Annotated in this window: 22 protein-coding genes and 1 tRNA gene; 9 read left to right on the forward strand and 14 right to left on the reverse strand. The window is 63.9% G+C overall.

Annotated elements, in window-relative coordinates:
* Positions 1 to 135: 135 nt before the first annotated feature.
* The 3 genes from E4P09_RS24065 (at position 136) to E4P09_RS24075 (ending at position 4,323) form a co-directional block, all read left to right on the forward strand.
* Complete coding sequence (locus E4P09_RS24065; protein WP_137392206.1) at positions 136 to 1,080, forward strand: methyltransferase domain-containing protein; 945 nt, start codon at positions 136 to 138, stop codon at positions 1,078 to 1,080.
* A 146-nt stretch (positions 1,081 to 1,226) separates the two neighbouring features.
* A complete protein-coding gene (locus E4P09_RS24070) occupies positions 1,227 to 3,056 on the forward strand; it encodes a hypothetical protein (RefSeq protein WP_137392207.1) in 1,830 nt (609 codons plus the stop codon).
* Positions 3,057 to 3,126: 70 nt separating this feature from the next.
* A complete protein-coding gene (locus E4P09_RS24075) occupies positions 3,127 to 4,323 on the forward strand; it encodes a M20 aminoacylase family protein (RefSeq protein ID WP_137392208.1) in 1,197 nt (398 codons plus the stop codon).
* On the opposite strand, the gene E4P09_RS24080 is transcribed toward E4P09_RS24075, so the two are convergent.
* From E4P09_RS24080 to E4P09_RS24085, 3 genes are read right to left on the reverse strand one after another with little or no spacing between them, the layout of a single operon-like run.
* Positions 4,320 to 5,315 (reverse strand): GNAT family N-acetyltransferase, encoded by a 996-nt coding sequence (locus tag E4P09_RS24080; protein ID WP_137392209.1) that lies wholly within the window; start codon positions 5,313 to 5,315, stop codon positions 4,320 to 4,322. The genes E4P09_RS24075 and E4P09_RS24080 overlap by 4 nt on opposite strands.
* 37 nt (positions 5,316 to 5,352) lie before the next feature.
* A complete protein-coding gene (locus E4P09_RS26130; protein WP_170984618.1) occupies positions 5,353 to 5,523 on the reverse strand; it encodes a hypothetical protein in 171 nt (56 codons plus the stop codon).
* Positions 5,524 to 5,561: 38 nt separating this feature from the next.
* A complete protein-coding gene (locus E4P09_RS24085) occupies positions 5,562 to 5,798 on the reverse strand; it encodes a hypothetical protein (protein WP_137392210.1) in 237 nt (78 codons plus the stop codon).
* A 216-nt stretch (positions 5,799 to 6,014) separates the two neighbouring features.
* Between E4P09_RS24085 and E4P09_RS24090 the strand changes: the two genes are divergently transcribed.
* Positions 6,015 to 6,554, forward strand: a complete 540-nt coding sequence (locus tag E4P09_RS24090; protein ID WP_137392211.1) for a hypothetical protein — start codon at positions 6,015 to 6,017, stop codon at positions 6,552 to 6,554.
* Between the two features lie 135 nt (positions 6,555 to 6,689).
* On the opposite strand, the gene E4P09_RS24095 is transcribed toward E4P09_RS24090, so the two are convergent.
* The 5 genes from E4P09_RS24095 to murA all read right to left on the reverse strand — a co-directional run bounded on the left by E4P09_RS24095 (position 6,690) and on the right by murA (position 11,971).
* Positions 6,690 to 7,358 (reverse strand): hypothetical protein, encoded by a 669-nt coding sequence (locus E4P09_RS24095; protein ID WP_137392212.1) that lies wholly within the window; start codon positions 7,356 to 7,358, stop codon positions 6,690 to 6,692.
* A 491-nt stretch (positions 7,359 to 7,849) separates the two neighbouring features.
* On the reverse strand, positions 7,850 to 8,875 hold the full coding sequence (locus tag E4P09_RS24100; RefSeq protein ID WP_137392213.1) for an SIS domain-containing protein: 1,026 nt from the start codon (positions 8,873 to 8,875) through the stop codon (positions 7,850 to 7,852).
* Positions 8,872 to 9,762 (reverse strand): N-acetylmuramic acid 6-phosphate etherase, encoded by an 891-nt coding sequence (locus E4P09_RS24105; protein WP_137392214.1) that lies wholly within the window; start codon positions 9,760 to 9,762, stop codon positions 8,872 to 8,874. The genes E4P09_RS24100 and E4P09_RS24105 overlap by 4 nt, the downstream gene beginning before the upstream one ends.
* Before the next feature lie 41 nt (positions 9,763 to 9,803).
* On the reverse strand, positions 9,804 to 10,712 hold the full coding sequence (locus E4P09_RS24110) for a glucosamine kinase nucleotide-binding domain-containing protein (protein WP_137392215.1): 909 nt from the start codon (positions 10,710 to 10,712) through the stop codon (positions 9,804 to 9,806).
* The gene (gene murA, locus E4P09_RS24115) at positions 10,709 to 11,971 is read right to left on the reverse strand and encodes a UDP-N-acetylglucosamine 1-carboxyvinyltransferase (RefSeq protein ID WP_137392216.1); all 1,263 of its coding nucleotides are present in this window, start codon (positions 11,969 to 11,971) and stop codon (positions 10,709 to 10,711) included. Before murA ends, E4P09_RS24110 begins: the two co-directional genes overlap by 4 nt.
* A gap of 169 nt (positions 11,972 to 12,140) precedes the next feature.
* On the opposite strand from murA, the gene nagA reads away from it, so the two are divergent.
* Positions 12,141 to 13,310: an N-acetylglucosamine-6-phosphate deacetylase gene (gene nagA, locus E4P09_RS24120; RefSeq protein ID WP_137392217.1), complete on the forward strand. Its 1,170-nt coding sequence runs from the start codon at positions 12,141 to 12,143 to the stop codon at positions 13,308 to 13,310.
* Positions 13,311 to 13,424: 114 nt separating this feature from the next.
* Here the strand turns inward: nagA and E4P09_RS24125 are convergent, their stop codons facing one another.
* The 3 genes from E4P09_RS24125 to E4P09_RS24135 all read right to left on the reverse strand — a co-directional run bounded on the left by E4P09_RS24125 (position 13,425) and on the right by E4P09_RS24135 (position 15,455).
* Positions 13,425 to 14,627: an exo-beta-N-acetylmuramidase NamZ family protein gene (locus E4P09_RS24125; RefSeq protein WP_137392218.1), complete on the reverse strand. Its 1,203-nt coding sequence runs from the start codon at positions 14,625 to 14,627 to the stop codon at positions 13,425 to 13,427.
* Positions 14,624 to 15,178, reverse strand: coding sequence for a DOMON-like domain-containing protein (locus E4P09_RS24130; RefSeq protein ID WP_137392219.1), 555 nt, complete (start codon positions 15,176 to 15,178; stop codon positions 14,624 to 14,626). Before E4P09_RS24130 ends, E4P09_RS24125 begins: the two co-directional genes overlap by 4 nt.
* Before the next feature lie 184 nt (positions 15,179 to 15,362).
* A tRNA-Ser gene (locus tag E4P09_RS24135) sits at positions 15,363 to 15,455 on the reverse strand.
* 199 nt (positions 15,456 to 15,654) lie between these two features.
* Here E4P09_RS24135 and ku (E4P09_RS24140) point away from each other — a divergent pair.
* Complete coding sequence (gene ku, locus E4P09_RS24140) at positions 15,655 to 16,476, forward strand: non-homologous end joining protein Ku (RefSeq protein WP_137392220.1); 822 nt, start codon at positions 15,655 to 15,657, stop codon at positions 16,474 to 16,476.
* Between the two features lie 15 nt (positions 16,477 to 16,491).
* Here ku (E4P09_RS24140) and ligD read toward each other — a convergent pair whose 3' ends face one another.
* Complete coding sequence (ligD, locus tag E4P09_RS24145) at positions 16,492 to 19,041, reverse strand: DNA ligase D (protein ID WP_137392221.1); 2,550 nt, start codon at positions 19,039 to 19,041, stop codon at positions 16,492 to 16,494.
* Positions 19,042 to 19,911 carry a non-homologous end joining protein Ku gene (gene ku / locus E4P09_RS24150; protein WP_137392222.1) on the reverse strand — a complete coding sequence of 290 codons (870 nt, stop codon included), beginning with the start codon at positions 19,909 to 19,911 and terminating at the stop codon, positions 19,042 to 19,044. It abuts the gene before it with no gap.
* 188 nt (positions 19,912 to 20,099) lie between these two features.
* On the opposite strand from ku (E4P09_RS24150), the gene E4P09_RS24155 reads away from it, so the two are divergent.
* Positions 20,100 to 20,891 (forward strand): undecaprenyl-diphosphate phosphatase, encoded by a 792-nt coding sequence (locus E4P09_RS24155; protein ID WP_137392340.1) that lies wholly within the window; start codon positions 20,100 to 20,102, stop codon positions 20,889 to 20,891.
* A gap of 133 nt (positions 20,892 to 21,024) precedes the next feature.
* Positions 21,025 to 21,477: a BA14K family protein gene (locus tag E4P09_RS24160; RefSeq protein WP_239025350.1), complete on the forward strand. Its 453-nt coding sequence runs from the start codon at positions 21,025 to 21,027 to the stop codon at positions 21,475 to 21,477.
* Between the two features lie 127 nt (positions 21,478 to 21,604).
* Here the strand turns inward: E4P09_RS24160 and E4P09_RS24165 are convergent, their stop codons facing one another.
* Positions 21,605 to 22,834: an EAL domain-containing response regulator gene (locus E4P09_RS24165; RefSeq protein WP_137392223.1), complete on the reverse strand. Its 1,230-nt coding sequence runs from the start codon at positions 22,832 to 22,834 to the stop codon at positions 21,605 to 21,607.
* Positions 22,835 to 23,315: 481 nt separating this feature from the next.
* Here E4P09_RS24165 and E4P09_RS24170 point away from each other — a divergent pair, with 481 nt between their 5' ends.
* Positions 23,316 to 24,059, forward strand: coding sequence for a metallophosphoesterase (locus E4P09_RS24170; protein ID WP_137392224.1), 744 nt, complete (start codon positions 23,316 to 23,318; stop codon positions 24,057 to 24,059).
* The last annotated feature ends 45 nt before the right edge of the window (positions 24,060 to 24,104 follow it).

A 24,104-nucleotide genomic window follows, 5' to 3' on the forward strand; every position in this document is an offset into this window, starting at 1 on the left:
GTCAGGTTTTCCCGCTGCGAGCGTCAGGATCTTAATCCTCCAACTCCACAAGGCCCCTGTACAAGAATGGTCGTTCGTCACGTTCGGTGAACATGCGCAGCCCTGCCGGTTGCGTTTGTACAGGGAGCAGCGCCGGTGCTGGCAAGCCAGTCCGAATGTCTTGAGTTGCTCAGGTGTCCGCGAACCGGCAGCGCCCTCATCAGGGTGGGCGACAAGCTCGTCGCGCAAGCCGACGGTCCCAAGCCGCCGCCGGACTATCCCGTCATCGATGGGATCCCCGTCCTGATCGATTTCGCCAATTCGGTGCTGACCGAAGAGGAGGTGCTGGCGCGTGCCGGCACCAGCGCCATCGAGCGGCCGCGCTATAGCGGCGCCGCGGCGCGGGTCAAGCGCCTGGTTTCCCCGCAGAAGGCTTCGACCCGCAGGAACGTTCAGCAGCTCGTTTCGCATCTGGCGCGCCTGGGCTCGTCACGGGTGCTGGTGGTGGGCGGCGGGAGCGTCGGCCAGGGCATGGCGCCGCTTTACGAGCATCCGTCCATCAAGCTGTTCAGCTTCGACATCTATCGCTCCGAGCTTACCCATTTCATTGCGGATGCTCATCAGATGCCACTCGCGTCCGACAGCTTCGATGCGGTGGTCGTGCAGGCGGTGCTGGAGCATGTGCTGCAGCCGCAACAGGTGGTGAATGAAATCTGGCGCGTGCTCAAGCCGTCTGGCCTGGTCTATGCGGAAACGCCGTTCATGCAGCAGGTGCACGAGGGCGCCTATGACTTCACCCGGTTCACCGAAAGCGGGCACCGCTACCTCTTTCGCGATTTCGAGCTGATCTCGTCCGGCGCCAGCGGGGGCCCCGGCCTGCAGTTCATGTGGTCGGCCGATTATCTCGCGCGCGGTGTATTCCGGTCGGCCAAAGCGGGCAAGGCGGCCAAGCTCCTGTTGTTCTGGACCCAATATCTCGATCGCATCATTCCGGCGGAATTCGCAGTCGATGGGGCGAGCGGCGTCTACTTCCTGGGGGCGAAGTCGACCAGCCGCCTTCAGCCATCGGAAATCATCAGGCACTACAAGGGCGCGCAATAAGGTGTCGCGGCGCATGACCCATCGCGCCCAACCGTGAGACGGCAATAACCTCTACCTCAATCAAGTCAACAGAACGCCATCGGCCCGCCTCGACATCGGCGCGTGGCCCGCTGATGCACGTCCATCATGACTGGAGGAACAGAAGCGTGGTTCTCGACAGGAACGAAAGCCCGATCACAGCCCAAACCACCATGATGGTGAACTCTGCCATCCATACGATCAAGAACGATCCCGTGTCTCTCATTCCCATCGTCGGCCCGATCAAGACGATATACGAGGGTGGCCGCAGCGACAACGCAGGCCAAATCTGGACCGGCGCCCTGTTTCTCGTCCTTGACTGCGTCGGGATCGGGTGGGCCGCAAAGATCGGGAAAGCCGGGCTAACGACCCTCACACGGTCAACGGTGACCGAGGTCACCGAAAAGGGCCTCGCCCGTTCGCTGGAGACGACCGAGGCGGATGCACTGCTCGCTCAATCGGGCACGGCGCTGCGGACCGATGCAAGTGCGGCCGAGCTCGCCATCAAGCCGAGCTCGCCGGTGCCGGCACCTTCCGAGGTGCTCAGGATTGATGAGAAGGTCCACCACCCGCGGTTTGGCCTCGTGCTGAAGACCGGCGCAGGAACCCCGCAGGAGAAGGCTTGGGTCAGCCTGCCCGGCTCGCCTGACCGGTTCCGGGCTTTCGATCTCGTGGCCGACAGGCCGCTGGACGGCGAGGTCTATCTGAAACTTCGCGACGAGAAGCAGGGCATCGATGTCATGCGCCGCTGCCCGGGGCTGAAGGGCGGAGCGCCATGCGGCTCAGACCTGCGGGGAGAAGGCGCGCCAGCCCCCGATGAGCGGGGATCTGGGGCTAGCGCAGGCGCGGGCGAGAGGGCTGGACCCTCCGGTGCCAACAACCAGGAGCGGGCGGAAGCCATCACCCGAAATGGGCAGGAAGCGTCGGTTTTCTATGTTGCACCCCCTAGAGGAGAGCGCGTGCCGGCCTACGACCTCAGGGCGGATGACCTCACGACGGAGTTCGATGTCTTCGATCATTCGTTCGGCACGCTTTCCCGCGAGGAAATCGAGCGCGTATGCGCGCCTGTTCCCGGTCACGAGAATGTCTTCCGGTTCCGGCACGGCTTCCTGAGGTTTCCTGACGGCTCGGGCGTATCCAGCACGCTCTCCGCACAGCGGGAAGCGGCGAACTGGAATGCTGCCTTCGACAGGGACGCCAGCACAGGCGCCCGTGTCGTGTTCGCCAAGGCACACAAGCTCACCTTCGGATCGAATGGAAGCGGTGTGGCTCGGGTCGAGTATGTCGAAACGCCTGTCCAGACGGCGGCGGTCTTCATTCCCGCCGTAGACCGCGACCTTGTCGCCCGGCATTCGCTGGAGAGCGTGGCCGTGGAGATGGATCGACATCATGTGGCGGGTGTTCAGGTTCCGGTGCCCGAATATCCTGGTGCGCCCCCGCCACCGCCACCCTATACAGGGCCCAGCGCACCGGAAGCCGGTGCTGCCGAGGGCGTGGCCGCCACGGAGGCCTCGGAGGCGAGCACGCGCGGACATGTGCCTGCATCGGAAGAGGGACGCTCGGGCCCTGGTGGCCAACGGCAGAGCAGCGCCCATCGTGACGAGCCGGCCCGCGACATTGGGGCAGAGATCGATGATGCAACACAAGATGATGCCAGCAGACCTTCCGGGCGGTCTCGCCGGGCGGCGGCTGTCAACGACCCGGAGGCCGCCTATGAGGAGGGCGCCGCCGCCGGTGATGGCGATCAGCAGTATGGTCACGAGGATAGAGTGCACGACCCGGACGAGGCCTGCGGCGTGCCGATGCAAACACCCAAGGTCTTCCCGTCCGCGGCCCGGAGCGACGCGCCACGACCGGAACCAGACGATATCGACGGGCCACCGATGACCGTCGACCAGGTGCCAATCGAACCGGTCGCGTTGAACGGGGCGGGGATGACGATGCTGCTGGTCGAATGACGGGTTTAGGCTTTGACGGCGGCGGGAAATGGTGGAACCGTAGCGCTGGTCCTCATCGTGAGAATAGCCCATGCCGATAAAGCCCGAAATTGCCGAGTTCGATGCGGAGATGCGCGCGTGGCGCCGGGATCTGCATGCGCATCCCGAGCTGGGCTTCGAGGAGGCCAGGACCAGCGCTTTCGTGGCGAAGCAGCTCAAGGCGTTCGGCCTGGACGAGGTGGTCGAGGGTGTGGGCGGCACCGGCGTGGTCGGCGTGCTCCACGGGCTGGGCGGGCCGGCGGACAATAGCGGGCCGCGGATCGGCTTCAGGGCCGATATGGATGCGCTGCCGATCGAGGAGGAGAACGAACTTGCCTACCGGTCGACGGTGCCCGGCAAGATGCATGCCTGCGGCCATGACGGCCATACCACCATGCTGCTGGGCGCGGCGAAATACCTGGCGGGTCAGCGCAAGTTCCGCGGCACGGTCTATTTCATCTTCCAGCCGGCGGAGGAGGGCCTGGGCGGGGCGCAGCGCATGCTGGACGACGGGCTATTCGAGCGGTTTCCGTGCGATGGCGTCTATGGCCTGCACAACTGGCCGCAATTGCCTGCCGGCGTCTTTGCGGTGAGGTCCGGCCCGGTGATGGCCGCCGCCGACCGGTTCGATGTGACTGTGCGGGGCCGGGGCGCGCACGGGGCCATGCCGCATCTGGCCGTCGATCCGCTGCTGGCGGCGGTGAACATGGTGAGCGCGCTGCAGTCGATCGTCAGCCGCAATGTCGACCCGGTGGACACCGCGGTGGTCAGCGTCACCCAGATCCACAGCGGCACCACCCACAACATCATTCCGGCAGAGGCCACGTTCGGCGGCACCGCGCGCTCGTTCCGCCCGGATACGCGGGACTTCATCGAGCGCAGGATCCGCGAGATCGTCGCAAGCATGGCCGAGGCTCACGGCACGACTGCAGCCTTGAGCTATGTCAGGCAGATGTCGGCCACCATCAACAGCCCGCAAGAGACGGAATGGGCCAGGGCGGCGGCGGCGGACGTGGTCGGGGCCGATGCGGTGAGGACCGACGTGCCGCCCTCCATGGGCGCGGAGGATTTCGGTGACATGCTGCTCCAGCGCCCGGGCAACTATATCTGGCTCGGCCAGGGCAGGGGGCCGAACGAGCCGATGCTGCATACGTCCCGATACGACTTCAACGACGAGGTGCTCAGCGTGGGTGCCTCCTATTGGGTAAGCCTGGCCGAAGCTCTGCTGCCGGCCCGGCCGCGAGGCTAACGCGGGAACCGGATCATCTCGGTCCAGGCCGGGCGAAAGCCATGGCGCTGATACAGCTGGACGGCGCGGTGGTTCGCATGGATCGCCCCGATCATCAGGTCGTGGATTCCCCTGGCGGAAAGGCGCCGCTGCACATCGTGCAGAAGCTCCGACCCGAGCCCTCGTCCGCGCATATGGGCGGCTGTCACCAGGATCTTGATTTCGGCCACCTGCCGGCCCGTCTGCCAGGTGTCGGCCAGGTCCTCCCTGTCCTCGGACACGACTGTGCAGGCTAAGGCGACCAGCTGGCGAGCCTCGTCGATCCGCAGGAGAAGTTCGCGCTCGCTTGCCTCAAGGAACAGCTTGCGGATGACCGCCCATGATGCCGCGTCCCGGACGAAGGGGCCGAGCGCCGGTGCGACGCTCTGGTGGTGGTGATGCAGGGTGAGCCAGAGCGGCTCGAGCTGATCGACCTCGGCAGGCTTGACCGGCTTCGCCATCGTGCCGAGCCCGGCCGCCGGGCCGCCGGGCATTCGGCCGAAGCGCGTCAATGTCAGCCAGGCCTGCGCGAAGCCCTGCCGGATGTAGAAGCGCACTGCCCCCTGATTGGCGGGTATGGCCCCTACGAGCTGATGGCGGGCGCCTGCAGCGCGTAGTGCCTCCGCAATGGCACCATACAGCATTTCGCCGATGCGCTGACCACGATGGCCGGGCCGCACCATGAGGGTGAGCAATTCGCCAATCTGGCCGTCCGTGGCGAAAGTGGCCGGCCGGTACTCCGGACGCAGCGCGGCCATGGCATAGGCGATATCCTCGCCGGCGCGCTCGACCAGAAAGCAGATGCCGCCATTGGACAGCGCCACCTCGTATTGCGACCGCCTCTGCGCCCATGAATCCGCGGCGCTGACATAGGGGGCAAGCTCGGGCGCGACGGTCTGGTGATGCGCATGCAGCATGAGCCATAGGGGCTCGATGCGGTCGATCTCGCTCAGGGTGATAGGGACAAGTCTCATGATCGGCTCCAGGCGGTGCTGCTGGAAGGTCACCGGGTCACCCCATGAACCCGCCGACGATTGCGGCCACGAGCGCCGCGGCCAGCAGCAGGTTCACCATACGCGAGGTGACGGGATTGCGCAGCAGCGGCGCAAGCGACGCGCCGGATGGACCGCGGGCCCGAAGAGCCCGGCTGCATGGCCGGGCTCGGCTGCGTGCGCTGGACACATCCAGGCTCGCAGGCCCGGAGATCAAGAGGTTCTAGGCTAGCTCATCCAGGATGAGTCGGTTGCATCAGTGCCCGATTCTGCACCCTTGGGCTCGGCACCAGCCTCTTGAGAAGCAGACGGCAGCTTGAGGAGGTGGCCGCATGCTTCGGAATATTTTGGATTGGTCTTGAAATATTTGCAAAAATCCTTTGCGATCTGAATGGCTTTTTCAGGCGTGTATTCACTTTCGCTATCGGCTTGTGTATCTAAATCTGTCTTATTAATGCTTTTCATTTTCAATCTCTACGTTCAAAACAGGTGCGTTCTATAGAGGAGAATGTGGCGGAATATCGACGCATGTTCGGTGCATCGAAGGCGTCTCCGAAAACGGGCTCCTGGTTTCAATGTCGCGGACCTTCGGTTGGGTCACGCACTAGCGACTGCCGGGCCGGGAACCGCGGGCGAGGGCTGCTCGTTGGCTGCATGCGACATTCTGGTAGGGAGGAAACGATGGCCGTGCCGTTGGCGCGCAATTCCTGCGCGGGTTGGAGTGCTTGGCTGTTCGCTGCCGTGCTGTGCCTTGGCACGGTGGTCCCCGCCGCGGCGCAGGCGGAGTGGCGCCGGCATGTCGACGGCCGCCTGGGGCTGAGCGTGGATGTGCCCGCCCGCGGCTTCGTTCGTGCCGATCCCGAGGCGGGGAATGATGGTCTCCGCCTGGTCTCTGCCGATGGTTCAGGCGAGATTGCTGTTTACAGCGTGCCGCTGCCTTCCATGAGCTTTGCTGCGTTCCGCCGGCAACTGACGGATGGCGCCAGGGCGCGAGGGACACGCATCACCTACATTGCGGGTGGCAAGAGCTGGTTCGTGTTCTCCGGGCATTGGGACGGCCAGATCGTCTACTACAAGGTTTTGCTCAAGCAGGTGTGCGGCGTTCCGATGGCGCATCAGTTCCATCTGCGCTATCCGCGCGACCAGAAGCGCGCCTATGACGCGGTGATCGAACGGATGGACGACACCCTCCGGGGCGTGGCGGGCACGACCTGTGGCTGATGGCCTCATCGCTCGCCCGCCAGCCTGAGCCGGCTTAGAGCGTTTTCCGCTCTTCTTCGAAGCGCGGATCCGCGTCTCAAGTTTTGCGGGTCGCATTTTCTTCGCGTACCAGTTTCCTCTTCGCTCGAAAATGCTCTAGAAGCGGATCTCCTGCCGCACCGGTGGGCAGCGCCCGCATGTCCTTGCGACCACGGTAAAGCTGCGGGGCCCCGTCCAGGCGAGCGTCTTTGGCTCGACTGTCCAGTCCACCTGGGCTGCCTCGTCGGGGAAGCTCCGCGACCGGCCGCTCGCCGGCTCGACCACATGGAGCCACCACGCGCCCTCCTCGCTGCTGGCGAGCACCACATGCTGCTCGGTCGGGCTCCAGCTTTGCCAAGGCAGCGGGCCATAATGTCCGGCCTGGATCTTGTGCAGCCGAGCGCGTTTCGCATCCATGGCGAATACCGACCAGCATAGGGCATCGGACCCCTCGCCATCGCAAGCCTGGATCACCCGAAAGCGGCCGGACGGGGAGGGTGGAAACAGCACGACCTTGCGAGCGGCGACCGGCCGTGTGCCGCTTGCGTCCTCCACAAAGGATGCGGCGAGCGGGTCGGCGAGGACCCGTCCACGGTCCGTCAACCTGCCTGATTTGCTCAAGGCGACCCCGCAGGCCGGGGCAGCGGGGGTGATCGCCACAAACCCCGTCGTGCAGGACGCTTTCGCAGATGGCTGAGCAGCCGGCTCGGACACCATGGCGCTCGCGGTCAGCAGCGCCAGGGCAAATCCACCAATCGCGACGCCAAGCCGTTGGCGCTTCGGCATTTCACGACCCCCTTGTCTCGCCGCTCGCTGGCCGGGTCACCAGAACGGCAGCAGCCGAGGCTACCCGCAAGGCGGTAAACACCGACTTGCGGCCTATGCGAAATGCCGAAGCGACGGGATATAGGGTCGAGGATGGGCTCAAACAGGTTGTGGCGGAGACGGAGGGATTCGACCTGCCAACCTAGCCAACCTAAGTACTTGTTAACACAGATAGCTTTTTGACATAGTACATGCCCTATATACCAGCTTTTTAAAGTGCTACTCAGTCTACGACGCGGGGCATCCGGCACTTTATTGATGACTCCATCCCTCTCGGATCGAATGTTCGCTGATGAGAACCCGACACGAGGTCCGCGGCGGGGTCAGGGTGACGAAGACCTGATATGCACCATCACCGACTTGTGGCTGATTTTTGTTCGTCGGCTCGCGTGGTCAGAGCGCTAATTGCAAGCTCGCCCAAACTTTAGCGTTGTCGATGCGCTAGGCGCTCCTCAGAATGTCCGTGTCACCTTGTTCAGGTGGGGCGGATTGTCGGGATCGAGGCCTCGCCGTCGCGCCGCCGCCTCGATGGCGCGATAAGCTGGGACCAGCATCAGGACGGGATCTCCCACCGGATGACCGTCGCCTATCCAGGGCAGCGTCCCCTCCGTTCCTCCGGCAATAAATGCCTTCTCGCCCGCGTCGGTCAGGTCACGGACGAGGTCATCGACGGCGGTAGCGGCCTGGTCGTTCTGTCGTAGTATCAGGACAGGGGTCGATGGCGTGATCGATGCGCGCGGCCCGTGTCGAAGCTCGGCCGCGCTATAGCCCAGAGCCGGTACCCGCAAGAGTTCGGCCACCTTGAGCGCGATCTCGCGAGCGCAACCGAGACCGTAACCCCGGCCAGCAACAAAGGCCGCCGGCGCGCCAGCGACAGAATCGGCCCATGGCGACCAGTCGCACGCGAGCGCGGCGGAGAGGCGGCCCGGAAAATGACGGAGGCAATCCGTAAGATCGTCGTCGCGCGCTAGAGCCGCCACCAACCGCGCCCCCGCGATCATCGACAGCACGACCGACTTCGTCGCCGCGACGGAGTGCTCCGCTCCCGCGCCGATCGGCAGGATCAACTCTGACGCAGCGGCTGCGGGAGAATTTTCGTCGTTGACGATGGCAAGCGTAAGCGCGCCAAACTTGCGTGCCATTTCGGTGGCCGTGACAATATCGGGACTGCGCCCGGACTGCGACACAACCACGAACAGGGCGCCACTCATGTCCGGCGACCGCTGGTAGGCGGTCACGACAGAGGGGGCCGCGGCAGATGCGAGCAGGCCAAGGCGCGCTTCGAACAGGTAGCGCAGGTAAACACCGACATGACCCGAGCTGCCGCGCCCACAGAAAACGACAATGCGCGGCTTGGCGTCCTTGATCCGTCTTGCGAACGCGTTGAACAGATCGGTACGGGCCAAAAGACGTTCGGCCACCGCGGGGATTTCGGCGGTTTCGCGTGCCATCGCGCTCGCGATCTGCGGATCAGTCATCCTTGCCCCGTGCATTCTTTGATCGCGGAGCGCAGATTGCCCCCGTGGCGTTGGAGCAACTGCGAGGCTTCGCTGCGGCCGATCCCGAAGCCGATAAGGATGGCCGTCTTCACGTCTCGGTCAGCTTGTTCAAGATAGCGCGCGGCGTCGCCTTTCCCGCAGCCGACGATTTCGCCGACAATGGCTTCTGCGCGCCGGCTCAGCTTGGCATTCCGGGCCCGCATGTCCACCATCAGCCCGCGATAGACGCGGCCCATCTTCACCATCACGGCGGTTGAGAATAGGTTCAGCACGATCTTTTGGGCGGTGCCTGCCTTCATCCGGGTCGAGCCGGCGATCACTTCGCTTCCGGTGTCGGCGAGGATGCGATGGCGCGCAACCTCGAACAGAGGAGCGGCCGGGTTATTCGCAACCGCGATCGTCACGGCGCCCGCGGCGCTGGACGCCCGTAAGACGCCGATCGTAAAGGGCGTTGTGCCACTCGCCGCGACGCCGATGACGACGTCGTTAGCGACAATTCTCGCTTCCGTCATGGCTTGCGCGCCGGCGGCCTCGTTGTCTTCCGCTCCCTCGGCGCTTCGGACGAGCGCATCAAGCCCCCCCGCCATGGCGAACACGAGACGCTCGGGAGGCCAGTCATAAGTTGGCGGCAGCTCGCTTCCGTCCTGCACGCCGATCCGTCCAGACGTGCCGGCTCCGGCGTAAACAATCCTGCCGCCTCGCTGCAGTGCGGGGACCGCGTCCTCCACGGCTGCGCCGATTGCGCCAAGGGCGCCGCGAACCGCAGCCGCCGCAGAAAGCTGCCCTTCATACATGGCGGTGATTATCTCGGCTGTAGACCAAGAATCGAGGTCAACGTAGCGTGAACTGATTTGCTCGGTGTGCATTACCCTGTCCGGTTATGTTGTAAACGCAGCCGGCATCATTCCTATCCAACGGTTCGGGGACACAAAGCCTCCATGGCGGTCCGCCGGGCGAGCTCGAGGGCGCCATCCACTGCATCGCCCTCGATGGGAACCAGCCGGCGCTGTACATCTGGCGCCAGCCACGGCTGCATCGGAGATGCGAGTCCGCCCAGCAAGGCGATGCGGGACGCACCGCATTCTGACAACCGACGCACCAGTTCGTCGATCTGCTCCGCGGCGTACCGCACAATCCGTCGCGCGACCGGGTCTCCCCCATCCGCGTGTCGCATCACGAGAGGTGCGAAGGTCGCATAGTCCGTGGCCGTCGCCGGATCCATCCAGGCAACGGCTTCGAACGGATCATTATTGAAGCGCATCATGACGTCGCGCGTGAGACTGCTGTCGATTGCACGCTCGTCATAGGCGCGCAACGCCAAGCGGATTGCGTGCAGTCCGATGTCGGCGCCGCTACCCTCATCGGAAATGGGAAAGCCATAGCCGCCGACCCGGAATTCGCGTCCTCCTACAACAGCAAAGCCGACGCTGCCCGTTCCCACGATGACAATGCCGCCATCCCGGGCTCCATGGGCTCCAATGCAGGCGATCGTCGCATCATTGACATAAACGACGGACCGGAAGGGATGCGGCCGATGCATGAGCTCTTCGAGCGCACCTTTGCGGCCAACGCCCGCAAGCCCGACGCCAGCATGCAACCAGTTCAGTGCGTCGGAGCCGAGCCCGGCCTCTTGGAGCGCAGCGCGGCAAGCCTTTTCCACTTCGGCAAGAGAGCGGTCGATCCCGACGCGCAACGTTGCCGGGCCGGCAATGCCGGTCCCAAGTACGAGTCCCTCCGCGTTCTGAATGCGCGCACGGCATCCCGTGCCGCCACCGTCGACGCCGATGAACAGTGGAGATTGCGAAGCCGCCGTCATCCCGCGACCCGCCGGATATCCGCACCGCATTGCACCAGCTTGCGGTCGAGGGATTCATAGCCGCGATCGAGGTGATAGACACGGTTGACGGTCGTTTCGCCTTCGGCGACCAGGCCGGCGAGGACCAGGCTCACCGATGCGCGCAAGTCGGTTGCCATCACTTCCGCGCCGTGCAGTCTCTCGACCCCACGGACCAGCGCCGTCGAGCCTTGCAGCGAGATGTTGGCGCCGAGCCGCCCTAGCTCGGGCACGTGCATGAACCGGCTCTCGAACACCGTCTCGCGAATGACCGATGCGCCCGATGCGATGGCCATCAAGGCCATGAACTGCGCCTGCAGGTCCGTGGGAAAGCCCGGGTAGGGCTCTGTCGACACGTCCACGGCCTTTAGCGCGCCGGAGCGCACGACCATCAAGCCGCGATCGGTCGGCCAGATTTGAGCGCCGGCGCTTTCCAGCACCGCAACGACCGAGCCAAGGTGCTCGAGATGGGCGCCGAGGATTTCAAGATGGCCGCCGGTTATCGCCGCAGCGACTGCGTAAGTCCCAGCCTCGATGCGATCGGTGATCAGTTCGTGGCGGGCGCCATGGAGCGCATCCACACCCTGCACCAAAATCCGATGCGTCCCGACCCCTTGGATGAGCGCCCCCATCGCAACCAGGCAAAGTGCGAGGTCAGAGATTTCGGGATCGCGCGCCCCGTTGAGGATCTCGCTTTCACCGCGTGCGAGGACCGCCGCCATCAGCGCCGTCTCGGTCGCGCCCACAGATGGCGAAGAGAGCACGATGCGGTTGCCGCGCAGCCCGTTGCCATTGGTCCGCGCGTGAATGTAACCGCCTGCCATTTCGACATTGGCTCCGAGCGTCTCCAGCGCTTTGAGATGCTGGTCGATCGGCCGCGCGCCGATTGCGCAGCCTCCGGGGAGTGACACGCGCGCAGAACCGAAACGCGCCAGCATCGGCGCCAGCACGAGAATGCTGGCGCGCATGCGCCGGACCAGCTCGTAGGGCGCCTGCGCGTTGCGGGCACCCCCGGCATCCAGCACCAGATTCCGCCCAGCGCCATGGGTTGCCACCACGCCAAACTCCCGCATCAGCGAGAGCATGGTGTTGACATCGGTCACCTCGGGAACATTCCTCAACTCCAGCGGTTCGGAGCTGAGCAGCGAAGCGGCAATCTGCGGCAGAGCGGCGTTCTTCGCTCCGCAGATCTGGACCGAGCCTTCAATGCGTTTGCCGCCGCGAATGACCAATCGATCCATGCTGTTTTCTTCGTCGCCTTAACAATCAGAAGCTTGGCAACCGCCTTTGCGTCTGATCGCACCGCGGCTCGTATCCTATCAGCACATGGTGCCGGCCCTGGGTATTTCGACGAGCATCCTTTATCCTAGATGGATTCGATGCGCACCAATCCACCCGTCTGGACAATATATGAGCCGAGATCGAAACAATCCTTTAATCACCGACGGCCATGCCATCCTGGCCGACCGTGTTTTTGACGGTTATGGCTGGCACACCGACGCCGCGGTGCTGATCCGGGCAGGCCGCATCGTTGGGCTCGGGGCGCCGGGCGAGGTTCCTTCCGATTGGCCGCAGACGCGCCTCCCGGCCGGCGCCTTCCTTGCCCCTGGTTTCATAGATTTGCAGGTGAACGGGGGTGGCGGCGTTCTCCTCAATGATCAGCCGACCGTCGAGGGTGTGCGCGCCATTGCCCGGGCGCACCGTCTCTATGGCACGACGGCGTGCCTCCCGACCCTGATCACCGATACGCGCGAGAAGATGAAGGCTGCCGTCGCGGCGGTTAGCGCGACGGTCGGCCGGGAAGGGATCCTCGGCCTGCACCTGGAAGGGCCCTTCATCAGTCCGCTGCGTCCGGGCGCCCACCCGTCAGATCGGATCACGCAACCTGCTGCGGGCGACCTGGACCAATTGTGCGAACTCGCCGACGTCGGCAGGTCATTGGTGACTTTGGCGCCCGAATGCGTCCCGGCGGGTTTTGTCCGGAGGCTGGCCTCCTCTGGTGTGCGAATTTCGATCGGGCACAGCGAGGCGAGCGCTGACGTTGTCATGCAAGCCGTCGCGGACGGCGCAACCGGCGTCACTCATTTGTTCAATGCCATGCCACCATTGAGCGCGCGCGCCCCGGGGATTATCGGCGCAGCGCTGGCGGAACCCCGGCTGACGGCGAGTCTGATCGTCGACGGAACCCATGTTGATCCCGTTTCGGTCCAGGCCGCATTTATGGCGATGGGTTCCGAGCGGATCGTGCTGGTCACCGATGCGATGCCCACGGTCGGCACGTCGTTGGACCATTTCGAACTGGCTGGCCGAACCATCAAACGGACCGACGGACGGCTGACCACGGAAGAAGGCACTCTGGCGGGCGCACACCTGGATATGGCCTCGGCGGTGCGCAACGCGGTCAAGCTGGCCCAAGTCCCCGTAGAGGACGCGCTGCGGGCCGCTTCGCTGACACCCGCGCAATTCCTTGGCCTGGACAACGAGCGCGGAGCGATTGTTTCGGGCGCGCGGGCCGATCTCGTTGCTCTCACTGAGGAATTCACAGTGATTGCGACCTGGCTCGGCGGCAGCACCGATTAAGTCCGCGGGCCTTTAGAGCGTTTCCGCTTTTCTTCGAATCGCGGAACCGCTCTAAGTCCTTGCTTGGTCGCATTTTCTTCACGCGAACCGGTGTCCACTTCGCTTGAAAATGCTTTAGTAGCGCAGGTATTCCTGCCGCTGGGCGACCCACGCCTGCTCATCCGATTGCGCCAGTACGTCGAGGTCGTGCGGCGTCGCCAACGCGTCGTCAACCCATTCCCGCAATAACGGGCCGCCGTTGATGACATCGATGGGGAGCTTGCCGTGCTCGTATTCGTAGGGGAAATCGCGCCACAGAGCGTAGTCCGGGTACAATCGGCGGACCGCCTTAAAGGCGAGCGCCTGGAGGCGCCAGGGCTTGAACGTCTGATGATTGTAATGAGGAGCTTCCGTGTGGATCTGCACGCCGTGGCAAAGCTGGCCCGCATGTTTGTGAAACGTGGGTTCGAACCAGCATTCACGGAGGCGGCAACCACCGAGCCACTGCGGAGCCAGGGAGTCCATTTCCTTCATAACTGCGCGCGCATCGATATCGGGCGCGCCGAACAGTTCTAAAGGCCGGGTGGTGCCGCGCCCCTCCGAGAGCGTCGTGCCCTCCAGCATCACCGTCCCCGCATAGGCGCGCGCCATCCACAAGTTCGGCGCGTTGGGACTGGGGTTGATCCAGGCGCGCTCGCCCAACGGCCATCCGAAACCCGGCGCGGCGTCGGGCTGCCAATCCTGCATATCGATAATCCGATACTCGACATCAAGCTTGAGCGTCTTGATGAACCACAGACCCAGCTCGCCGAGCGTAAGCCCATGACGCATCGGCAACGGCCCGGCGCCGACAAAGCTTTCCCAGCCGGGGCGCAGCGTTAGGCCCTCAACAGGCCGGCCCGCCGGGTTAGGCCGGTCCAGCACCCAAATAGCCTTGCCATGTTGCGCTGCCGCTTCGAGCACATAGCGCAGCGTCGTGATGAACGTGTAGATGCGACAACCCAGATCCTGCAGATCGACCAGGATCACATCTAATCCATCAATCATCGCATCCGTCGGCTTTCGCACCTCGCCATAAAGGCTAAAGATCGGAATGCCGTGCACCGGATCGTTATAATCCGACGACTCGATCATGTTGTCTTGCTTGTCGCCGCGCAGACCGTGCTGCGGACCGAAGGCCGCGGTGAGCTCGATGTCGCCGCATGCTGCCAGTGCATCCAGCGCGTGCGTCAGGTCGTCAGTGACGGAAGCGGGATGCGCGACCAGCGCCACGCGCCTGCCGGCGAGCGTTGCGCGCAAAGCGGGTTCTGCGATGAGGCGATCGATGCCGAATTTCATGGTTGCTGCATCACTGGAGAAAATTCATGCGCAAAGGAGTCCTTGTGATGAAAGTCAGGCTTTCCGGGTGGGTGCGCCAGCGCCCAGTATGACTTGAGGCCACTCATGTCTTCGATCAGCGCCGACAGACCGAGTCGCCATGGGTTCTCACGCGGCAAGCCCAAGCGATCCAATTCTAGCGAGACCTGCAATGTGTGGCAGTCCGGCGCAGATTGCACCTTGACCGTAGGCGCGCTGATCTCGTCCGCCACAACCATCCCGCTTCGGTAGTCGCTGAACCGATAGGCCGCCCATTGTGTCGAAGGTGCAAAGTTGAATTCGTAGTACTCGCTGCCCGACCAAGCGCGGACAAATGCCTCGAAGCAAGTGTGCCGCCAAAGCTCATCGCAGCGCGCGCTTTCAATAACAGGGAAAACACGGATATCGCTCATTTTTCCGGTGACAAAATAGGACAGGGTCAGAATAGTCGGATGCGGACGCGTAATCTCTACTTCGATGCGTGTTGCCGCAGAACAGTATGAATCCGGATGAAGCCTTAGCAATTGGCGCATATTGGTACTTTATAGGGTTGCGGATACGTTGTCACCAGGTGCGGGCTATACTCCTAGGGCAACGTCTACGCTACGGCAATAGAGGTAGGGCGGTGTTTTGCGGGGCAAATTTATGGCTGCTTTGTACCAGTTCCAGAGGAGAAACTACGAAACCGTAGGGAATTCGCCGCAATGGAAGCCGGAATGGCGGAGACGGAGGGATTCGAACCCTCGATACGGCTTTTGACCGTATAACGGTTTAGCAAACCGCCGCCTTCAGCCTCTCGGCCACGTCTCCAGCGGGGTGAGTGGTAGGAGATCAGGCGCGGAGGGTCAATAGGGGACTGGCTCCACACAAGAAAGATAACGACACGAAAAGCAATTCAAGCCACAATCGCCCGGATCCGGGCGTCCGCTCGCCCATGCCCGATCGGCGGAACCCGTCGCGGTGCCGTCGCATTTCGCTGGCACGCAATCTCGTCCATCCGGAGCCCATCATGGCGCCACGCTCGTTCTGGACCGGCTATCTCAAGCTTTCCCTGGTGACGTGCCGGGTGGCGATGGTGCCCGCGACCAGCGAGAGCGAGCGGGTGCGGTTCCACATGATCAATGCCAAGACGGGACACCGTCTCGTCAGCCAATATGTGGATTCGGAGAGCGGAAAACCAGTGGGGGACGAGGATACGGTCAAGGGCTATCCGCGCGGCGAAGACGAGTATGTGCTGCTGGAGGACGAGGAGATCGAGTCCGTTGCGCTCGAGAGCACGCGCACGATCGACATCGACATGTTCGTACCGTCCTCGGACATTCCCTGGATCTGGTACGACAAGCCCCATTATCTGCGGCCCGACGACGAGGTGAGCGCGGAGGCTTTCGCCGTTATCCGCGATGCCATGGCGGCAACCGACAAAGTGGGAATAGCCCGGCTCGTGCTCTATCGGCGGGAGCGGGCGGTGATGCTCAAGCCGCGCGAGCGGGGCATCGAGCTGTGGACCCTGCGCTATGGGGACGAAGTGCGCGATCCCGCCAATTATTTCGGGGAGCTCGAGAAGCCGCGCGTGGACAAGACAGCCATGGGGCTGGTGCAGAAGCTGATCGAAGAGCGCACCACGGCGTGGGATGCGAAGCTGATGAGCGACCCCGTGCAGGATCGGCTGCTCGATATGATCGAGGAGAAGAAGCGCAGCCGGAAGCAGGCCGCCAAGCCGCGGCGCAAGGCCAAGGCCGAGCCGGAAGCGCCCGCGCCCGACAATGTGGTGAGCATCGTGGATGCCCTGCGGCGCAGCCTGGAAACCGAGGGCAAGAAAAGCAAGCGCTGACGCGCGCAACTCGACTCAGTTCCGCTTCTTGCGCTTCACGTCCAGCGGCACGGCGGCCTTGCGGAAATCGGCCCAGGGGTCAGGGGCGAATGCGCTCACGCGGGCAGGGGTGTTGGCCACGGTGAAATGGGCGGGCCCGATGGCGGGGGTGAGCTCGCTCCAGTCGAGCGGCATGGACACGGCGGCCCCCGGCCGGGCGCGGGTGGAATAGGCCGCAACCGCCGTGGCCCCGCGGCCATTGCGCAAATAGTCCACCAGGATCTTTCCGCGGCGCTTGGATTTGGTGATCGTTGCCACAAAGCGCTCGGGCGCATCGGCGACCATGGCATCGGCGATGGACTTGGTGAAGGCCTTCACCGCGGTCCAATCGGCCTTGGGCTTCAGCGGCGCGGTGACATGCAGACCCTTCCCGCCGGTGGTCTTGACGAAAGGCGCGAGGCCGGCATCGATCAGCCTCTGGCGCACCTCCTCGGCCGCAGCGATCACCTCGCTCCAAGGCACGCCCGGACCCGGATCGAGATCGAGGATGATCGTGTCCGGCCGCTCAAGGTCCTTCACGGTCGATCCCCAGGGATGGATTTCGAGCACGCCCCCCTGCACCAGGCCCACCAACCCGTCGAAGCTGTCGATGCTGATCAGCGGCTCGTCGCTCTTGTCCTCGGGGTCATCGAACAGAACGATGTTGGGGTTCAGACCCTTCCAGGCATGCTTCTGGAAGAAGCACTCCTCGCGGATGCCCCCGGGGCAGCGCAGCAGCGCCAGCGGCCGGCCGACGACGAAGGGCTCCATAAAGGTCCAGACTTGCGCGTAGTAGTCGGCAAGACCCTGCTTGGTCACGCCCATGTCCGGCCAGTAAAGCCGGTCCGGGTGGGTCAGCGATACCGTGCTGTGCGGCAGGTCCGGGGCGGGTGCCGCGCCATCCTCCCGCACCACCTCCTCCGGCGCCTTGTCGTCGCGCAAGCCCTGGAACGCGGCATGGCGCAAATGGCCATCGCCCGTCCAGCCGCGGAATTCGATCTCGCACACCAGTTCCGGACGCACGGGAATGAGGCCCCGGGCTTCCTCCGCCGCCAGCTTGCCGGCGAAGGCGGGCTTGTTTATGCGCAAGGGCTGCAGGCGCTTGAACAGTTCGGCCGCGCGCTCGCCGGTGAAGCCGGTGCCGACCCGGCCGACGTGACGCAGCTCGCCATTCTCGTAGACGCCGAGGGCGAGCGAACCGATCGCCCGGCGGGAGGTGGTCGAGAGCACATAGCCGCCAATCACGAATTCCTGCCGTGCCGAGCACTTGGCCTTGATCCAGATGCGGGAGCGGCCCGAGCGGTAGGGCGCGTCGCGCAGCTTCGACACGATGCCCTCGAGGCTCATGCGGCAGGCATGGCGCAACACCGTCTCGCCACTCTCTTCGAAATGGTCGCTATAGCGAATGATTGGGGGCGCGTTGGCCAGCAGCTCGGCCAAGGTCTGCTTCCGCTCGATGAGCGGCCGGTCGCGGAGGTCCTGCCCATCGAGATAGAGCAGATCGAAGGCGTAGTAGGCGAAGCGGTCCGTGCGTCCCTCGCTCAGATCGCCCTGCAGGGTCGCGAAATCGGCGCCACGGGCGGCGCCTTCGGCCACGAGCTCGCCGTCGACAATAGCCTGTTCGGTCGGAAGATCGAGGAAAGCCTGTGCAAGGTCATCGCCGAAGCGCTCGGTCCAGTCGAGCCCGCGGCGGGTGAGCAGCTTCACCTCTTCCCCGTCGATGCGGGCCTGCAGCCGGTACCCGTCGAACTTCACCTCGTGCACCCAGCGATCGCCGCCGGGCGGGCGCGGGGCGAGGGTGGCCAGCACCGGGTCGATGAAATCCGGCATCTCGGCTTTCCGGGCCTTGGCGGCCTTTTTGACGGGCTTGGCCGCTTTTGCTTGGGCTGCCGCCCGCTTTTTGCGGGGCGTCTTCTCAGCCTCGGCGGCTCCGTTGCCGGTGTGACGGCGGATGCGGCCGGTCTTGGAGGACCAGCCCGGCGGCTCGGTGCTGATCTCGTCAATGGAGCGGCCGGTGAGCACGGATTGCGGCTGCTCTTCGAGGATATCCGGATCGTTCTCCTCGCGTGCCGCCTCATCCTCGCCTTTGATCAAGAGCCAGTTGTCGCGCTTCTCGCCGGGGCGCCGGTGCATGCGCACGAGATGCCAGCGGCCGTGGAGCTTCTCGCCTTTGAGCTCGAATTCAAGATGGCCTTTCTTCAGACCCTCATGGGGATCGAACAGAGGGGTCCAGGTGCCGCGGTCCCATACGAGAACAGTGCCGCCGCCATATTCGCCCGCGGGGATGGTGCCCTCGAAATCGCCGTAGTCGAGCGGGTGGTCCTCCACCTGCACGGCCAGGCGCTTGTCGCCCGGCACCAGGCTGGGGCCACGGGTGACCGCCCAGCTTTTCAGGACCCCGTCCAGCTCGAGCCTCAGGTCATAGTGAAGACGCCTGGCCGCATGTTTCTGGATCACGAAGCTGTTGCCGCCGGCCTTGGCTTTGCGGCCCTTGGGTTCCGGCGTGGCGCTGAAGTCGCGCTTGCGCCGATAGGTCTCGAGCGCCATTTAGCTTGCCTTCCGCCGCGCCGCGGGCTTCTCCGCGGCCCTCGTCTTCCCGGCTCGGCTCCGGGGCTTGCTGCCTGCGGCTTGGGCCTTCCCGCCCGCCAGTCCAGCGCTCTGCCGCAATGCCTCCATGAGATCCACCACCTTGGCGGCCTCGCGAGGCTTCGCCTTCGGCAGGGGCTTGCCTTCGATCTTCGCCTTCACCAGCTCGGCGAGCGCGGCATCGTAGCGATCATCGAAGGTCTTGGGATCGAAGTGGCCCGACTTGGTGTCGATGATGTGCCGGGCAAGCTCGAGCATATCCTTGGTGATCTTGACGTCGGGAATCTCGGAGAAGGCGTTCTCGGCAGAGCGGACCTCGTAATCGAAGTTGAGCGTATTGGCGATGAGACCGGGGCCGTGAGCGCGGATCAGCACCGTTCTGAGGCGCCGGAACAGCACGGTGCGGGCGAGCGCCGCCACTTTCTTGGCCTCGAGGCCCGCCACGATCACGGCAAAGGCTTCCTCCGCCGCGCGGCCGGTGGGCGCCAGGTAATAGGGGCGGTCGAAATAGACCTCGTCCACCTCGCTGCACGGCACGAAGGCCTCCACGGCGAGCGTCTTGTTGCTTTCAGGGACGGCGCTGGCGATCTCGTCCGGCGTGAGCACGATGTAATCGTTCTTGCTCACTTCATAGCCGCGGACCTGGTCCTCGGTTTCGACCGGCTTGCCCGTGCTCTCGTCAATATATTGCCGGCGCACGCGGTTACCCGTCTTGCGGTTGATGGTATGGAAGGAGACACGCTCCGAGGTGGAGGCGGCCGTATACAGCGCCACCGGGCAGACCACTTCGCCGATCTGCAAATAGCCCTTCCAGTTTGCGCGTGGTGCCACAGGCCATCTCCCTGGGTGACAGAAGAGAACGTAGCGGAGCAATCATTCGTTCCCGGTAAACAGGCATTCTATCCTGCGGGCGCCGCGGCCCGTGGGGCGATCTTACGCGTTGTTTAACGGGAATGCTCGGGCTATTCAGCGCTGGCTCGGGGCCGGGTAGATTCGGGGGTGCCGTGAATATCAGTCTCATGCTGGAAGCGCTTCTGCTCGGCGTCGTGGAAGGGCTTACCGAGTTTCTGCCCGTCTCATCGACCGGGCACCTCATCCTGGTGGGCGATCTGATGGGGTTTCAGGGCCCGCCGGGCCGGGTGTTCGAGGTGGCGATCCAGCTCGGTGCCATTCTGGCGGTGGTCTGCGTCTATTTCCACAAGCTGTGGGCCGTGCTGGTGGACCTGCCCTATGAAGCTGCGGCACGCCGCTTCGCCATCGCCATCTTCCTCGGTTTCTTGCCGTCGGCCATCCTTGGGGCGGCCATTCACGGCTTCATCAAGTCGGTGCTGTTCGACCCGGTGGTGGTGTGCGTCGCGCTCATTCTCGGGGGCTTTGCCATACTGGCGGTCGAGCGGCTGGTGCACATCCCGAAATGGCGGCGGGTCGAGGACTTTCCGGCATCGCTGTCGCTGAGGATAGGCCTGTTCCAATGCCTGGCGCTGGTGCCGGGCGTGTCGCGCTCGGGCGCCACGATCTTGGGATCGCTGCTGATGGGCGTGGAGCGCAGAACGGCGGCCGAATTCAGCTTCTTCGTGGCCATTCCGACCATGCTGGGCGCGACCGCCTATGACCTGTTCAAGAACCGGGACGTGCTGACGCTCGACGGCATGGGCGTGATCGCCATCGGCTTCATCGCCGCGTTCATCGCGGCGCTGCTGGTGGTGCGTACGGTGCTGGATTTCATCTCACGCTACGGCTTCACGCCTTTCGCCTATTACCGCATCGCGCTTGGCGCGCTCATGCTGGTGTGGCTGCTGGCCATCCGCTGAACACGCGGCGGACGGCGTCATCGCTTTTTAAGGCTGGCTCTCAGGAACGTGGGCAGCATGGGCGAGAAGCGGAACCAATCCATTCCTCCGCTCTTTCCCTGGGCATCACGCAACCTACTCAAGGGAGCCGAGGATGGCTAGAAAAACGATGACGATCGCCGCAGGCCTGCTGCTGGCTGGCGTTACCGCTCTCGGCGGAACGCCTCCGCAGGCTTCGGCTGCTCCCATAGGGGCAGTGCTGAACCAGGCTTCAACCGTTGGCGAGTTCAACGGCATGGTTGAGCATGTGCAGTCCCGCCGCAGGTATCGCGACTATCACCGTCGCTACCATGGACCGCGCTATCGCCATAGGCGGCCGGGCTATGGCTACTATCACCGCGGCTATTACTATCGCACGCCCTGGTGGGTGGGCCCCGCCGTGGGGCTCGGCATAGCCGGTGCGATCGCCGGGGCGGCGGGTCGCGCGGCCGGCTCGAGTGCGCATGTGGCCTGGTGTCAGGACCGCTATCGGTCCTATGATCCGTCGACCGACAGCTATATGGGCTATGACGGTCGCAGGCACCGGTGCTATAGCCCGTACAGCTGAGCGGCCGGTCCGAGGGGACGCGCAGTTGCACCGCGGCCTCAAAGGCTGGCGGTGGACCGGCTTCTCTCCGGCCGTCGGCAACAAGGGATGCGTGGGCGACCACGCGTCCCTTTTCCATCTGTTTGTTCTAGGCGTAAGCGGCGTTCTTGGACCGGCGAGCAGGGTTCTCGCTGATGACGCGCAGAGGTGGCTTGCGCTTGGCCCATCGCCTCGTGAAGTTCTCGAAGCCTTCCGCCGACAGGGGTACGGTGATGAAGTAGCCCTGGGCTTCTTCGCAGCCGATCTCCTTCAGGAAGGAGAGGATGCGGGATGTTTCGACACCCTCGGCCACGACGCGCAGACCCAAGTTGTGGCCGAGGCCGACGATCGACCGCACAATCGTGCGTGCATCCTGGTCTCGTTCGACCTGGCTCACAAAGGAGCGGTCGATCTTTATCTCGCTGAACGGCATTCGATAAAGCTCGACCAGGGACGAATAGCCCGTGCCGAAATCGTCCAGGGCGAGTGCAAAGCCTTTGAGGCGCATGCGGGTCAGGACGTCGAGCGTAGTGGGCTGATCGTCCAGCGCCACGCTTTCCGTAATCTCGATGACCACGCGCCGAGGATCGATGCCCGCCATTCGGGCACGCTGCTCGATCTTGTCCGGGAGCTCCAGATCGCTGAGCAGGTCGCCCGGAACGTTGATCGCCATCGTGAAGTCGGCCGGGAGATAGGTCCAACGGGCGAGATCGGAAAAGGCGATCTCGATCACCCGGTCCGTCAGGCGGCCCATCAATCCGAACTCGGCGATGGCGCCGAGGAAGCGGTCGGGAGAAAGAATGCCCCTGACCGGGTGATGCCAGCGAACCAGCGCCTCCACCCCTCGCAGTGGCAGATCCCGTTCATCGCCGAGGCTGACCTTCGGCTGGTAGCGCAGAACGATCTCACCCCGTCCAAAGGCTTGCTCGATCTCGCGGAGTGTCACCGCTTCCTGCTTCATCTGGGTTGCCTCGAACAGCGCGGACACGTCGTCAGTGGCAAAGGGCTTGCGAAGCGTGCCGACCACGTCGAGATTGCGCGCGGCGGCCAGGCTCGCTGCGGTGTTCAGCACCTTCTTGTCTACATCGCCGGTTATGATGACCCTTGCTTCGTCGTTGCTGTTGGACAGCCAGCGCAGCAGCTCGATTCCGTCCATGTCGACGAGGTTGAGGCTCAGGCAAATCAGCGTCGGCTGCCAGCCGGAGTAATGCTCGATGAATTCGGCAGCGGTGGTCAAAGCGCGCGCTTCAATATCATAGCGGCCCGCGAGCGAAACCAGCTGCTTCCCAGCCTCGTGGTCTGGGTCTACAATGAGGAGTCTTTGCAGTGTCTGGCTCATGAATGCTCGTCGTCTGCGCTTTTCAAAACCACAGGCTCTGGTCGACTTCCAGATTTCCTGCACATTAGGAGCATGCCACAGGATGATGCGGAAGTCTTATAAAGATGTTGTTCTGAGACTGGCATACAAGGCTAGTAGTCGCGTGTCTCGATTCGAAAATCTCTTTGTTACTCAGTCGGTTAGCTGGTAGTGATCCATTTTTGCAGCGGGCCGGTTCAGAGTTGCCGCCATTGCAGCTTAGGGAAATGGCCGAGTTCCGGCTTCGAAAAGGCAATTTTGCGACGATTTTAACGCTGGCGCGTTTTCATGTGAACATAAGGCGTAGGCCTTCATTTTCCAGGGTTTTCAAGAATTGTCTAGATCAGTCCTACTATCATCAACCGACTTAATGATCCGTACTGCTCCATTGAATTGCAAAAACGCATCGCAAGCCTCGTCACCGACGGATCCGTCGGACGTGCCGGAGCAGGGGACGGCCCGCGTGCCGGACGGGACCCGCGTCTATGCGGTGGGCGATATTCACGGGCGTGCGGACCTGCTGGAGGATCTGCTCGCGCTCATCGCGGCCGACATGGACAGCTTCGGCGGAGAGGATTGCACCGTTGTTTTCCTGGGCGATTATCTCAATCGCGGGCCGGGAACGCGCGAGGTCATCGGGAGGTTGGCAGCACAGCCCCTGCTTGGTGCCCGGCACGTTTTCTTGCGCGGCAATCACGATGCGCTGCTGCTGAACTATCTCGATGATCCGGGCTTGTTGCCGACTTTTCTGCGCTACGGCGGCAGCGCCACCCTGGCTTCCTACGGTGTCCAGGTCGCCGACCCAGCGGGACGGGTGCGCCCCGACCGTGAGCTTCATCGGGATTTCTTGAAGGCGCTGCCGGCTGACCATCTGGAATTCCTGAAACGCCTCGCCCTTTATTCCGTGATCGGCGACTACCTGTTCGTGCATGCGGGCATACGGCCCGGCCTGCCGCTTGGCCGTCAGAGCCCCGTTGACCTGATCAGCATCCGTGAGCCGTTTCTCTCTTATGACGGCGCGCTCCCCTATGTGGTCGTGCACGGGCACACGCGCGTGCCAGAGCCGGTCGTCCGGCCGGCCCGCATCGGAATCGACACCGGCGCCTTCAAGACGGGACGCCTGACCAGCCTGGTGCTCGAAGGCAGCCAGCGGCGGTTCCTGGCAACGGCCGGCGCGCCGGCCGAAGAGGCTGCAATTTGCGGGTGAGCTGGCGGCTGCCTGCGGTTCCATCCGTCGCCTGTCCCAGGATTT

It is taken from the genome of Rhodoligotrophos defluvii, from assembly GCF_005281615.1.
Taxonomy (GTDB): Bacteria; Pseudomonadota; Alphaproteobacteria; order Rhizobiales; family Im1; genus Rhodoligotrophos; species Rhodoligotrophos defluvii.

Coding starts and splice junctions, on each gene's coding strand:
- ku (WP_137392220.1), top strand. CDS start 15,655: ATGGCGCCACGCTCGTTCTGGACCGGCTATCTCAAGCTTTCCCTGGTG.
- E4P09_RS24090 (WP_137392211.1), top strand. CDS start 6,015: ATGGCCGTGCCGTTGGCGCGCAATTCCTGCGCGGGTTGGAGTGCTTGG.
- E4P09_RS24080 (WP_137392209.1), bottom strand. CDS start 5,315: ATGAGACTTGTCCCTATCACCCTGAGCGAGATCGACCGCATCGAGCCC.
- E4P09_RS24105 (WP_137392214.1), bottom strand. CDS start 9,762: ATGCACACCGAGCAAATCAGTTCACGCTACGTTGACCTCGATTCTTGG.
- E4P09_RS24130 (WP_137392219.1), bottom strand. CDS start 15,178: ATGCGCCAATTGCTAAGGCTTCATCCGGATTCATACTGTTCTGCGGCA.
- ligD (WP_137392221.1), bottom strand. CDS start 19,041: ATGGCGCTCGAGACCTATCGGCGCAAGCGCGACTTCAGCGCCACGCCG.
- E4P09_RS24075 (WP_137392208.1), top strand. CDS start 3,127: ATGCCGATAAAGCCCGAAATTGCCGAGTTCGATGCGGAGATGCGCGCG.
- E4P09_RS24110 (WP_137392215.1), bottom strand. CDS start 10,712: ATGACGGCGGCTTCGCAATCTCCACTGTTCATCGGCGTCGACGGTGGC.
- E4P09_RS24165 (WP_137392223.1), bottom strand. CDS start 22,834: ATGAGCCAGACACTGCAAAGACTCCTCATTGTAGACCCAGACCACGAG.
- E4P09_RS24155 (WP_137392340.1), top strand. CDS start 20,100: ATGCTGGAAGCGCTTCTGCTCGGCGTCGTGGAAGGGCTTACCGAGTTT.
- E4P09_RS24125 (WP_137392218.1), bottom strand. CDS start 14,627: ATGAAATTCGGCATCGATCGCCTCATCGCAGAACCCGCTTTGCGCGCA.
- E4P09_RS24085 (WP_137392210.1), bottom strand. CDS start 5,798: ATGAAAAGCATTAATAAGACAGATTTAGATACACAAGCCGATAGCGAA.
- E4P09_RS24100 (WP_137392213.1), bottom strand. CDS start 8,875: ATGACTGATCCGCAGATCGCGAGCGCGATGGCACGCGAAACCGCCGAA.
- E4P09_RS24095 (WP_137392212.1), bottom strand. CDS start 7,358: ATGCCGAAGCGCCAACGGCTTGGCGTCGCGATTGGTGGATTTGCCCTG.
- murA (WP_137392216.1), bottom strand. CDS start 11,971: ATGGATCGATTGGTCATTCGCGGCGGCAAACGCATTGAAGGCTCGGTC.
- E4P09_RS24160 (WP_239025350.1), top strand. CDS start 21,025: ATGGCTAGAAAAACGATGACGATCGCCGCAGGCCTGCTGCTGGCTGGC.
- nagA (WP_137392217.1), top strand. CDS start 12,141: ATGAGCCGAGATCGAAACAATCCTTTAATCACCGACGGCCATGCCATC.